We start from the raw sequence: 13,221 nt of genomic DNA, 5'->3' as shown, positions 1-13,221 counted from the left end.
TATCGGCATTGTAGCGGATATCCCGAGGGGGTGCAATTCAATATCGACAAAATTCTTTGTTTATTTTTTGTTTATTGTAATTTTGTATAATTCGAATGTGTGATATGTCGAAAGAATCTAGTGAAAGTATCCAAAGACCTATCTTTGCGCAACTCTGGACTTATGGAGCTGAGGGTATGTACAAATCCTTAAGCTTTTTGATTTACAAATCAAACTTAGAAAGGAAGTAGAACATGATCAAGATTCTGAATGCAAAAAAAGCTTTATCTATGATACTCACCTTTTTATTAGTCCTGAGCGGTATTCCCGGATTTCATAATTGGGGAGAAGACCGTGCCTACGCAGCCACCGAGACTTGGGCGTCCTTAGGAGCTCCAGGTATTAGTACTGGAGAAGCTGAATACAATTCCGTAGCCTTGGACGCACAAAATACTCCTTATGTTGCTTTCGCAGATAAAGGGAACTACGGGAAGGCGACGGTCATGAAATTTGTGAACGGCCAGTGGCAAACTGTAGGAAGTCCTGGAATCTCGTCAGGAAAAGCCTATGAATTGTTCCTTGGCATTGATAAGCAAGATACGCCATACCTTGTTTACACGGATGAAGCTAACGAAGGTAAGCTAGGAGTAAAGAGGTTCACTGCTGGTCAATGGGAATATGTGGGAGGGAGCAATGTTTCACCAGGATCAGCGAGTGGTATGCAGATTGCCTTCGACTCCGCAGATAATCCATATGTTCTCTATAAAGACTATCCAAACCAGAACAGAGCTAAAGTTGTGAAGTTTACGAATAATACATGGTCTACCGTGGGAACGTGGGTGACTTCAGGCTTGGCCAATGAAATGGCTCTCGCCCTGGATTCACAGAATACCCCTTATGTGGTCTACAGTGACGGGACAGACAACTTTAGGTTGTCTGTTAAGAAGTTCGACGGATCAGCATGGAGTTACGTGGGAGCTACCAAGCTCACAGCGGGTCAATCATCGAACCATGCGATCGAAATCGCTTCCAACGACGTTCCTTATATTGCTTTTTCAAATCAAGACAATTCTTATAAAACTAATGTACTAAAGTTCGCAGGTAACCAATGGGAGGCGGTTGGAAACAGTGGTGGCATTTCTGTTGGCTCGTCCAGAGAAAATACACTGGCTTTCGATTCCATAGGAACTCCATATGTTGCTTATAGTGACAATGGAACCATGTTCGGAGAGCGGCCTTTTGGAGTTGTCAAAAAGCTCATCGGGAATCAGTGGCAACCTGTTGGAGGAAGTAACTTCACTGGACCGAACACCCTTAATCAAGTTCAATATGTATCGTTTGCCTTGGGATCCGATAACATTCCATATGTTGCTTATCAGGATCAATCCGCTAGTAAGAAAACAACCGTGAAGTCACTTACTACCCAGTATAACGTCAGCTACAACGGCAATGGTCATGAGTCAGGTAGTGTACCTGTAGACATGCAGGGCTATTCTACGCTGTCTCCCCTTGTCACAGTAGCTGCAAACACCGGCAATATGGAGAAAGAAGGCTACACTTTCTCACACTGGAATACAGCTGCAGACGGAACGGGCACGGACTACAGTCCGAATGATACCTTCAACATTAACGGCGCTGACGTTACACTCTATGCGCAATGGGGAAATGGGAATTCGAATGTAACCTTCGTCACGAACGGAGGCACCCCAATCTTGTCGCAGTCAGTCGGCCATAATCATAAGGCAACAGAGCCACTGCCACCGATTAGAGAGGGATACAAGTTTTTCGGCTGGTACACAGATATCGAGCTTATGCAGGCCTATGATTTTCAGTCACCTGTGACGAGTAATCTTACTCTATATGCCAAGTGGCAGTCCGAGAATGCTACACTGTCCAGCCTGAATGTAGGTCAAGGCACGCTGGAGCCAGGCTTCTCGCCAACAGAGATGGATTACCAAGTGGAAGTAGCTCCCGAAGTAACGAGCCTGGTCTTCTCCTTCTCCAAGGCAGAGACCAGCCAGACAATCAGTGTGACTGGAGCAACAGAGCAATCCGTTACCGATGATGTATATTCCTATACGGCTTCTAACCTGATGACAGGCTTGAACCCTGTACAGATCAAAGTGACGGCCGAGGATGGCAACAGCAATACTTATAACCTGAGCGTGAAACGTCTCGGCGAACCTAGTAACAATACCCACCTGGGTGGTCTGACACTGAATAGCGGTACATTATCTCCAGCCTTCTCGCCAGAAGAGCGGAATTACCAAGTGGAAGTAGCTCCCGAAGTAACCAGTCTGGACTTCTCCTTCTCCAAGGCAGAGACCAGCCAGACACTAAGCGTCACTGGAGCAACCCAGCAATCCGTTACCGATGATGTGTATTCCTACACGGCTTCTAACCTGGTGACAGGATTGAATCCTGTACAGATCAAGGTGACAGCAGAGGACGGCAACAGCAACAGTTACAATCTGAACGTAAAACGTCTCAGCGAACCTAGTAACAATGCCAACCTGGGTGGTCTGACATTGACTAGTGGTATATTATCTCCAGTCTTCAGCCCGGATGTGGAGCATTATACAGCAAGCGTGAGCAGTTCAACCCGCTCGTTAGTAGTTAATGTCACTCCTGTTCAAGAAGGTGCGAGCGTTAAGATCAATGGTACGAGTGGAAAAAGTGCAGATATTTCGCTCGCAAACGGACGAAATAAAGTAACGATCGAGGTGACTGCACCGAATGGCAGCACCAAGAAGACTTACACGTTACTCATTACTCGTGGTAATGAAGATAACGGCACTGGCAATACTGGAAATGCTGGAACTGGTGGAGCAAGTAACGGGGGTGGAGGCGTTACCTCACCAGTGATCAATAATAATACCAGCAGTAACGTTCAGGTACTGGTGAACGGCCAGGCACAATCTGCGGGAACCTTAATGACTACGACAGTGAAGGGGCAACAGATCGTGACGATCTCTGTGAATGCAGAAGCGATCGCCCAAAAGCTGAATACCGAAGCCGCTGGCAGCGTAATTACGATTCCAGTTACGGGCAGTAATATTGCGAATGCAGGTGTAATTATCGGCGAATTGAATGGACAGACGGTGAAGCTTATGGAAGATAAGCAGGCGGTGTTGGTACTCCAGACAGATACAGCAAGCTTTACTCTGCCAGCAAGTCAGATTCGGATCAACAGCGTGGCTGACCAGTTTAAATTGAATAGTAACGACTCCCTTGAGAGCATCAAGCTTCAAGTAGAGATTGCTCAAGTAGATCCAACTACGGTGCAAGCAGCGAAGTCCGTTTCACAGCAAGCTGGATATACGCTGGTCGGAACACCTGTGGAATTCAACGTAATTGCCAGCTATAACGGTAAGACTACAACTGTAAATGAATTCAGTAGCTACGTAGAGCGTACGATTGCTCTTCCAGCAAACATTGCTCCAGACCGAATGACAACAGGTGTCGTCATTGATAAAGATGGCAGCGTTCGTCATGTACCAACGAAGATTACAATAATGAACGGCGCATATTATGCGAAGATTAACAGCTTGACCAACAGTGCATATAGCATTGTGTACTACCCTCAATCCTTCACGGATGTGGCTAACCACTGGAGTAATATAGCAGTGAACGATATGAGCTCACGTATGATCGTGAGCGGCGTATCAAACAACAATTTCGAACCAGATCGCAGCATTACACGGGCCGAATTCGCAGCCATCGTCGTACGCGCACTGGGTTTGAAGCCGGGTGAAGGAAGCACCGGCTTCCGCGATGTGAATGATAAAGACTGGTTTGCAGATGTCGTGAAGACGGCTTCAGAATATGGTCTGATCGGCGGCTATGAGGACGGAACATTCCGTCCACAAGAGCAGATTACCCGTCAGGAAGCGATGACTCTCATCGCACGAGCCATGAAAGTGACAGGACTGGACGGTCAGGTGCCTGCTGATGCTGTGCAACAGTTGTCCAGCTTCACAGATGCAGAACAAGTAGCCGACTGGGCGAAGGAAGCGGCCGCAGCCAGTGTCCATACGGGACTAGTAACGGGTCGCGGTTCGAATACGATTGCACCATTACAGTCGATCACAAGAGCCGAGACAGCGACCATCCTGAGAAGACTATTGCAACAGTCTGACCTGATCTAAAGATTCGTTTGCATATTTGAGCTGCGAAATGGAGTCAGTCATAAGAACGAATAAAAAAATCCCGGAAGTCTGCAATGACTTTCGGGATTTTTTTATGTAGTTTAGACCCAGCCTGTAAATGCCAAAATAGATGCTTTGGCTGATTGGGCTTCCATGTGAGTACCTGTGCGCCAAGCCTTCGGCGACGTTCCTATTAATCTGGCAAAGCAACGGTTGAAGCTGGAAATGGACCTGAACCCGACTTGCTCGGAGATCGAGAGCACAGAGGCATCGGTACTTTTTAATCGTTTGCAAGCCTCTTCTACGCGTGTACTGTTTAGAAAATCAAGAGGAGTCGTGCCCATAATCTCATGGAACTTGCGGCGAAAATGGGTGGTGCTTAGATGACACAGTTCTGCAAGCTCGTCAATCGTCACCGGCAACATATAATTCCTCGTGATAAATTCCAGAGCAGGGGATATAACGAGATCAGGCTGACGGCTCTGCCTTTCCGGTTCCCGCATCTGTTCTAACTCCAGCTTCTGCTCTCGGCTAAGCCCGTTCTCATCGCTCGCATGAATTCGCAGCAACTCAATATACAGCGACATTAACAATCCATACGCACTCTCTCGATAGAATGGGGATTGCCGCTGAATTTCCTCCACAATCGATGTCGCCAGCATATACACCTTTGGATACTGATCTTTATGTAACACACAACGGCTTGCTTGAATAGCTCGGAGGTTGGGCTCCATGTTACTCTGCGGTGTTTTTAATGAATGCTGGAACAGTTCCTCTGGCGAAAAAAAGAGATAGGCCCACCTGCTTGCAGTATTAGGTGAACTGTACGTCGTATGGGGCAGGTAACGAGGCAGGAATGTAACATCTCCGGCTCGGAAAGGAACGTTTTCTCCCTTAATCTCCATTACACCTCCATCGGAGTAACAGATTCCGATCTCCATATGATTATGGAAATGAAGGTGCTCACTCTTCACATCAGAGATTTTCCAGCGCTCCCCGCTGAGCAGCAGAACAGGAAAGTCTATGGGCAGGCTGTAATGGCGGTATTCAATGACAGGTTTTTTCGGTTTGGGCATGTCCGGCTGCTCCTATTCGTCGGATTATAAATGATCGAAATTGCGCAGTTTTGTTACGAATATGCTTAGATGCAGACTATTTTACTGCGTACAATGAAATAAGTAAAGCGTTTACATCACAGGGCGGTCACTTCTTATACTCAATCTGAGGAGTGTGCGCGGGAGAGGGGAATTTCAATGCTGCAAGTGAAATACGACCGTGAACAAATTTTAAACGTCATTCAAAATGTAACGAGAAAAACACTGGATATGGATTTAACGTGGGATTGGCCCTGCGGCGTAGCTTATTACGGAGTATCGAGAGCTTACCAAACGACAGGTGATTCGGAGATTTTGGACAAACTTGTGAAGTGGGCGGATGAATATATAGAACTTGGATTGCCGAGCTGGACGGTGAATACATGTGCGATGGGGCATGTGCTAATCACGTTATACGAAGAGACGGGCGATCAGAAATATTGGGATATCGTGATGAGCAAAGTGGATTATTTGCAGAATCATGCGCTTCGCTTCGGTGATCGGGTGTTACAGCATACGGTATCAACAGCGAATGATTTTCCCGAACAAGCCTGGGCAGATACACTGTTTATGGCGGCTTTTTTCCTGCTCCGAGTGGGCAGTAAGCTGAAGGATGAAGCGATGATCCAGGATGCGCTGAATCAGTATTACTGGCATATCAAATACCTGCAAGATCCGAGCACCGGTCTGTGGTATCACGGTTATAACAACGTAAACAAGGATCATATGTCAGGCTTTTATTGGGGAAGGGCAAATGCGTGGGGGGCTTACACTATGTCACAGGTGAAACCACAGCTCAAAGAGTGGTACTTGTATCCGCAATGTATGGACGTTGAATGTTCTTTGCGCGATCAACTTGCGGCTCTCAAGCTTCTGCAGACGGAAGATGGCTTATGGCGTACCGTGCTGGATGATGCGGAATCTTATGAGGAAGTTTCCGCGTCGTGCGGCATTGCCGCAGCGATGATCAATAACGGCAACCCGCTGCATACGAAATATGTGCAGAAGGCGCTGCAAGGCGTTATGAGCCATATCAGTGAAGACGGGCGTGTGTTAGGCGTATCCGGCGGAACGGCTGTGATGAAGGATCGCGAAGGATACCGTAACATTCCGAAAGACTGGATTCAAGGCTGGGGTCAGGGACTGGCACTGGCATTTCTGTCGGATATGCTGCGACGAGGAGAGTGAATATGTTGCCGAGATCAACCAAAGGCGCTTTCACGTTACCAGGAGAATCCGGTTATGAAGCGTTGACGCTGGAGCTGGCAGAGCGGTGGGGAGCTGATACCATAAGGGACAGTGACGGAACAAAGTTGTCGGGTGAGATCATTCAGGCCGGATACGGCATTTATTCGACGATCTGTATCATCCGGGATCATAATGAGTGGGCATCAAGGAACCAGGATAAGCTCCAGCAATGTTTTCTTATTACCCATCCCAAGGTAGCCGTGCAGGATTATATCTCCATCTATCTGATGGAGGACTTTTTTGCCGAACAATTCAAGGTGAACGATTCGAAAGAAGCGTTGAAGTATTGGCAGGTGTACGACCGGACAACCGGACAGGAAGTACCGAGAACGCAGTGGAACTACGAAAGGGAATCCGGGAACGTAGTCATTACCGGCATTACAGCTTGGCACAAATACACGGTAAGTTTCATGGTTTATCGCATCTGGGAAGAAATCTCTATGTATAATCACACAACGAACAACTGGGACAAGGAACACCTGATGCAGATCGACCCCATGTATACGGACACACAAACGTATCTATTGGATTGGATGGAAAAATGGTGCCTTGCTCACCCCGAAACAACGGTTGTTCGATTCACGTCGCTCTTCTATAATTTTGCCTGGATTTGGGGCAGTGATGAGCGTAACCGCCATCTGTTCTCGGACTGGGGTTCCTACGATTTCACGGTCAGTTCAAGAGGACTCGATTTATTTGCTGAAAAATATGGCTATACACTCACCGCAGAGGATTTTGTGAATGGCGGAAAGTACCAGGCCAGCCATATGCCTGCGGGGCAGCGAAAGCTGGACTGGATGGCATTTATCAATGATTTTGTCATTGATTTTGGCAGAAAATTGATTGATATCGTGCATCGCCATGGCAAGCTGGCTTATGTTTTTTATGATGACAGCTGGGTGGGCATGGAGCCGTACAACGACCGCTTTGAAGAGTTTGGCTTCGATGGCATGATCAAATGTGTGTTCTCCGGGTATGAGTCCAGAATGTGTTCAGGCGTCAAGGCTGAAACACATGAAATTCGCCTGCATCCCTATCTGTTCCCCGTTGGGTTAGGGGGATTGCCTACCTTCAAGGAGGGAGGCAACCCAACGCTCGATGCCAAAAACTACTGGATCAACATTCGGCGCGCACTGCTGCGTGAGAAGATTGACCGCATCGGACTGGGTGGATATCTGCACCTAGTGGAGCCTTATCCTGATTTTGTAGAGTATATCGAGAAGGTCGCAGATGAGTTCAGGGAGATCAAAGCATTGCACCAGGCAGGCAAACCTGCGCAACTTCAGACGCGTGTAGCTGTTCTACATAGCTGGGGCCGATTGAGATCATGGACGTTGTCGGGACATTTTCATGAGACTTACATGCATGACTTGATCCATGTGAATGAAGCGTTAGCCGGGTTGCCGGTTGATGTACGCTTTATCGATTTTGAAGATATTCGTCAAGGCGTGCTGTACGAGGTGGATGTTGTCATTAATGCTGGAAGAGCCGGTTCGGCATGGAGCGGTGGCGAGCATTGGCATGACACGACATGTGTAGATCAGCTCACCCGTTGGGTGCACGACGGAGGCACATTCATTGGCATCAACCAGCCGTCGGCGGTGGAAGGTTATGATACCTTTTTCCGAATGGCTCATGTGCTTGGGGTGGATGAGGACACTGGTGCGCGTGTAGTACATGGAAAATGGGCCTATGATGTACAGGATCGGCATGAGCTTATGCCAGAAGGTGCGACAGTGAAAGGCAAGCCGCAACGTTATCTGACCGATGGAACGGCCGAGGTGGTGCTGGAAACGGAAGGGAACATTGCGCTGTCTGTACATGCTTTTGGCAAAGGAAAAGGAATCTATCTGTCTTCGTTTGAGTTTAATTGGGCGAATGCCAGACTGTTGCTGAATGTGATTCGCTTCGCCGGTAATGAACAACACAACGCCAAGTATATTACGGATAATGTGTATACGGAGTGTGCGTATTATCCCGAGAGCGGCAAGCTGGTTGTGATCAACAACAGTGATCAGGCGCAGACGACGACGATTGACACGGAGCATGGGATGCAGAGGTTGGATATCGCTCCATTTGATACCATCATCACCCGAATTGGGGCGCAGGCATCGGTGTAACATAAATATGGAAGGTTGTCCTGTCATCGAATCGACCGTAAAAATGATTAGTTTTGACACCAAAAAAGCTCAAGGTCTGTAGCACATACGCTATAAGCCTTTGGGCTTTTTGTGGCGCCAGCAAATTTATAATGAATGCCATACGTTACATGTATGGACATACGGCCTGATGTGCTAGACTGATAAAAAGTATTTCAAAACTTGAAGCTAGGTATAGCGCGAGTTGCTTTATTTACTATGAGACTAAACGATTCATTTACACGTCAGCGATTAGAAGGTTGTTCTGTCATCGGAGTGTCCGTGTAAACTTAATCCTTATAAAAGGAGCTACCCATATGAATGTAACCGAGGTTATGCAAGAGCTTGAGGCTCTGGGCAAGGAACGCACGAAAAAGATCTATCTGTCCAACGGTGCGCGTGAACCCTTGTTTGGTGTTGCTACAGGGGCCATGAAACCCATGGCGAAGCAGATTAAGAAAAATCAGCCGCTCGCAGAGCAGTTGTATGCAACAGGCAACTATGATGCAATGTATTTTGCAGGCGTGATTGCAGACCCGAAAGCGATGACCCACGCCGATTTTGATCGCTGGATGGATGCAGCGTATTTCTACATGGTGTCCGATTATATCGTTGCTGTAACTTTAGCGGAGACGGATATTGCCCAAGAGGTTGCGGACACCTGGATTGCGAGCGGAGAAGAACTGAAAATGTCCGGCGGATGGAGTTGTTACTGCTGGCTTTTGGGCAGTCGCAAGGATACCGAGTTTGAGGAAGGTAAACTTAGACAAATGCTTGAACTGGTAGAACAAACGATTCACAGCGCGCCTGAACGTGCAAAAATAGCCATGAACCTATTTATCTATACGGTCGCCATATCTTACGTTCCGTTGCATGAGCTAGCGGTGGAAACGGCCAAAAGGGTTGGCCCACTTGAAGTGGGTCTGGACAAGCCGAAAAGCAAGCAGATCAGTGCTTCCGACAATATTCAAAAGGCGCTGGACCGCAATCAGCTAGGTTTCAAACGCAAATATGTAAGATGTTAGTGCGAAACGTGTATTCCATTATCACCAAGGCTCGTTATAATGGTGGTAATGGATGACACGGGTGGGGGAGACAACAACGGACATGAAACGCAAGTTGAAGTGTAAGCGTATTCAGTTGCTGGATGATTGGAGTCTTAGAACGAAGTTATACATAATGTTTATTTTTTGTGTGCTGGTACCTGTAGTGGCGACCAATGCCGTATTTTATCAAAGCATCAAAGGACAGATTGAAGCCAAAGAACAGAGCCGGATCAACGAAATGCAGCAGCGGATTCGCTTTAATCTGCGGAACAGTCTGGATAACAGCCTGTACGTGTCCAATTTTTTATACACGGATGCTACGCTGAATCGGTTTATGGAGTCCAAATACAACAATCAGGAAGATTATTATTTTGCATATTATGATATGCTGAGCGGCAACAATCTGGTTCGCTATTATTACAGTTACCAGCAAGTGAATCAGGTGACGTTTTATGTAGATAACGATACGTTTGTGAATGGCGGCAACTTTATCAAGCTAAATGATGACATAAGGAAAAGCGAATGGTATCAGGCGCTGATGAACACAGATGACCAGATGATGATTTATTCCTATTTTGACAAGCAGCAGGCTGAGATGTCGCAAAACCAAGGCGGTCGTAAGGTTAGCATTATACGCAAACTCAATTATTTCGGGAAACAACAGGTGGAGAAAGTATTGAAGGTAGATCTCGACTACGCCTTCATTAACAAATCATTCAAAAATGAAGGAGCGGGCGGAAAAATATATATCGTTTCGAATGACCGGATTATTTTCTCCAATGATGCACAGATGAATCAGGCTAGGAAGCCGTTCCATCTCATGTCCGCCATGGCGAAGGATGAGGGGCAATCCACGGAACTGATTCCTGTCGTATCGGAAAAATGGCAGATTATTGTGCGTGGAGAGAAGCTGGATTTTCTGACGGAGATCGTGGATTCCAGATTCAATCTGCTACTGCTGATTATTGTTAATCTGCTCGTACCTACACTGCTCATCTGGCTCATCTCCAGATCGCTTGTTCACAGGGTAGGGAGAATTGCAACGCATCTGGATCAAGTTAAACAGGAAAAATTCGAAGTGATTGCAGAACCCGCGGGCAAGGATGAGATCGGCAGCCTAACCCATAGTTACAACATGATGGTCATCAAAATCAGGAATCTGATCGAGATTGTATTTAAAGGGCAGGTCGAACGGCAAGCACTTGAGCTTTCGAAAAAACAAGCTGAATTAAAGGCACTGCAGAGCCAGGTCAATCCACACTTTATGTTTAACACCCTTGAAACGATCCGCATGCGCAGTCTGATTAAGGATGAGCATGAGACCTCTGATATCATTCAGAAGCTGGCGTTGCTGCTCCGGCAAACGATCAATTGGGGCAATGATCTCGTTACCATTCAAGATGAGATTCGTTTTGTCGAGAGTTATCTGGTGATCCAGCAATATCGCTTTGGCGAGAAGTTACAATTCGTTATTGACGTCGCCGATGCTGACATTTTGGAGATGAAAATTCCGAAGCTGACCGTGTTAACGTTTGTCGAGAATGCTTGTATCCATGGTATTGAAGGTGGCTTGAATGATGGCGTCGTGGAAGTCAGATTCCAGAAGTATAACGATCAACTGCATATGATGATCCAAGATACCGGAGTTGGCATGGAGAAGGACAAGCTGGAACTCATTCGAACGATGTTGCTTGATCCGAGTCTGGAACGGCTTAGTGAACTGAGCAGCATTGGAGTGATGAATGCATACATTCGGCTTCGGATGTATTTCGATGAACGTGTGCAAGTGAACATTGACAGTGAAAGGTACAAGGGGACTACGATTCGTATACAAATTCCGCTTGTACAAGCATCTCAGGGATAAGGAGCGAGGATATGATCAACGTGCTGATTGTGGACGATGAGCCATTTATTCGCCAAGGACTGCTTTTGCTGATTGATTGGAACTCGCTTGGGTTTCAAGTTTGTGGTCAGGCTTCTAATGGGGTACAGGCACTCGAATGTATCCGAACAATGCGGCCTGACCTCGTCATATCTGATATTAAAATGCCGGAAATGGATGGCATGCAGCTTGCCAAAATCATCTATGAACAATACGGCGGCGAGATGAAGATGGTGTTACTTAGCGGGTTCTATGAGTTTGAGTACGCTAAACAAGCGATCAAATATCATGTGAACGATTATATACTTAAACCGATTGTGAAGGATGAGCTGTTGCAAGTGCTGGAGGCCTTCCGCAAGGCTTTCATGGAAAGAACGGAAGAAAAGCGGCATCAGGAAAAACAGGAACAGATCGTTATGGCTCAACAGGTGCAATCGATTTTGCTTGGAACGGCAGATGAGGATACGCTCTCCAGTGTCCAAGTCTCATATGGGGATGTAGCGACGAAGTTGCGATGTTTGATGATTGAAACGGAATCGGAGAGACAACAGCAGCAAACCGATGGGAGTCTGCTCGTGGAAGCCCATATAAACCAGAATCATGCAGGATATGTCCTGAAATCTTTTACAGGTGAGAAAAATCGAGTGCTGCATGTTGTAACCGACATGTTGCTTAAGCGTGAGGCATTATCGCTTGAACAATACGTGACGAGGCTGTATACAGAGCTAAGTCAGATACAGAGTGCAGCTATAGCCATCTATGTCGGCAAGGAAGTGGACCGGCTGGAGGAACTGCATGAGTCTTATTATTCTTGCGGTAAGATTAAAAATTTACGTTTCTTTAGTGCGTACGGGCCGATTTATTATTTTGAACATATGGACACAAGTGTATTCACCAATCAACCAGCCGGACGGGAAAAACAGCTCTTTGACGGACTGATTCAAGCGATCGAGGAGCAACAGATTGAAGATATACGCGGTCATGCGCAGGCCATTTTTCAATTTTTTCTGGAGCAGCGCATCGAGCCGGGCATTGTGGGCATTCATCTTCATTATTTGGCGTACACGTTGCTTGGATTGGTGAACAGGGACGATACGGATCTGAATTCAGATGAGGAATGGATGCAGTCCACATTTTTGCAGACGAACTATGCCATGCTGTCCATGGAAGAGAATATCGAGAATCTGTGTGACTTTTCGTACACCTGTGCAGAGAAGCTGAAAGAGCGGCAGAAGCGGAATGCAATGGGGGTACTGGCGCGAGTCGAGTCTTATATTCATGAGCATTATATGGAAAATATCAGCCTGAAGCTGCTCGGAGAGCATTTTTTCATGAACAGCGCATATCTGGGACAGATTTTCAAAAAGCATTATGGCGTGAGTTTCAGTGATTACCTGAATCAGATTCGTATTGACGAGGCCATTCGATTGTTGCGCAGAACGGATTATAGAGTCTATGAGATCGCAGCGAAGGTAGGGTATCGGGACTCTGATTATTTCATTAACCGGTTTGAGAAAATCATGGGAGAGACGCCTGCCCAGTATCGAAAAAGGGCACAAACGATGCATAACTCGGATTCATCATCCTGCACGCCTTGAGGGGGAGCAGGATTTTTTGTATATCTGGAATTATTGGGATGAGGCCTATAATTTGTCCCGTTGAGCAGGACAGGTAACAATGATAATT

At 46.7% G+C, this 13,221-nt stretch carries 7 protein-coding genes; 6 read left to right on the top strand and 1 reads right to left on the bottom strand.

Features of this window, described 5'->3' with window-relative positions; genetic code table 11:
• Window positions 1-233 precede the first annotated feature (233 nt).
• Entirely contained in the window at window positions 234-4,127 is a 3,894-nt protein-coding gene (locus tag ABIE27_RS20355; protein ID WP_429351349.1) for an S-layer homology domain-containing protein, read from the top strand.
• Window positions 4,128-4,228: 101 nt separating this feature from the next.
• Here ABIE27_RS20355 and ABIE27_RS20350 read toward each other — a convergent pair whose 3' ends face one another.
• Complete coding sequence (locus ABIE27_RS20350; protein WP_123064923.1) at window positions 4,229-5,203, bottom strand: helix-turn-helix domain-containing protein; 975 nt, start codon at window positions 5,201-5,203, stop codon at window positions 4,229-4,231.
• 177 nt (window positions 5,204-5,380) lie between these two features.
• Between ABIE27_RS20350 and ABIE27_RS20345 the strand changes: the two genes are divergently transcribed.
• The 5 genes from ABIE27_RS20345 to ABIE27_RS20325 all read left to right on the top strand — a co-directional run bounded on the left by ABIE27_RS20345 (window position 5,381) and on the right by ABIE27_RS20325 (window position 13,133).
• On the top strand, window positions 5,381-6,409 hold the full coding sequence (locus ABIE27_RS20345) for a glycoside hydrolase family 88/105 protein (protein WP_429351348.1): 1,029 nt from the start codon (window positions 5,381-5,383) through the stop codon (window positions 6,407-6,409).
• A 2-nt stretch (window positions 6,410-6,411) separates the two neighbouring features.
• Complete coding sequence (gene gnpA / locus ABIE27_RS20340; RefSeq protein WP_429351347.1) at window positions 6,412-8,589, top strand: 1,3-beta-galactosyl-N-acetylhexosamine phosphorylase; 2,178 nt, start codon at window positions 6,412-6,414, stop codon at window positions 8,587-8,589.
• Window positions 8,590-8,924: 335 nt separating this feature from the next.
• Window positions 8,925-9,632: a DNA alkylation repair protein gene (locus tag ABIE27_RS20335; protein ID WP_123064925.1), complete on the top strand. Its 708-nt coding sequence runs from the start codon at window positions 8,925-8,927 to the stop codon at window positions 9,630-9,632.
• A 52-nt stretch (window positions 9,633-9,684) separates the two neighbouring features.
• Complete coding sequence (locus tag ABIE27_RS20330; RefSeq protein WP_123064926.1) at window positions 9,685-11,517, top strand: cache domain-containing sensor histidine kinase; 1,833 nt, start codon at window positions 9,685-9,687, stop codon at window positions 11,515-11,517.
• A gap of 11 nt (window positions 11,518-11,528) precedes the next feature.
• Window positions 11,529-13,133, top strand: a complete 1,605-nt coding sequence (locus ABIE27_RS20325) for a response regulator transcription factor (protein WP_123064927.1) — start codon at window positions 11,529-11,531, stop codon at window positions 13,131-13,133.
• The last annotated feature ends 88 nt before the right edge of the window (window positions 13,134-13,221 follow it).

The sequence above is a fragment of the Paenibacillus sp. 4624 genome, from assembly GCF_050435065.1.
Lineage (GTDB): Bacteria > Bacillota > Bacilli > Paenibacillales > Paenibacillaceae > Paenibacillus > Paenibacillus amylolyticus_D.
This window is presented reverse-complemented; position numbering and strand designations above follow the sequence as displayed.

Coding starts and splice junctions, on each gene's coding strand:
- ABIE27_RS20350 (WP_123064923.1), bottom strand. CDS start 5,203: ATGCCCAAACCGAAAAAACCTGTCATTGAATACCGCCATTACAGCCTG.
- ABIE27_RS20345 (WP_429351348.1), top strand. CDS start 5,381: ATGCTGCAAGTGAAATACGACCGTGAACAAATTTTAAACGTCATTCAA.
- ABIE27_RS20330 (WP_123064926.1), top strand. CDS start 9,685: ATGACACGGGTGGGGGAGACAACAACGGACATGAAACGCAAGTTGAAG.
- gnpA (WP_429351347.1), top strand. CDS start 6,412: ATGTTGCCGAGATCAACCAAAGGCGCTTTCACGTTACCAGGAGAATCC.
- ABIE27_RS20335 (WP_123064925.1), top strand. CDS start 8,925: ATGAATGTAACCGAGGTTATGCAAGAGCTTGAGGCTCTGGGCAAGGAA.
- ABIE27_RS20355 (WP_429351349.1), top strand. CDS start 234: ATGATCAAGATTCTGAATGCAAAAAAAGCTTTATCTATGATACTCACC.
- ABIE27_RS20325 (WP_123064927.1), top strand. CDS start 11,529: ATGATCAACGTGCTGATTGTGGACGATGAGCCATTTATTCGCCAAGGA.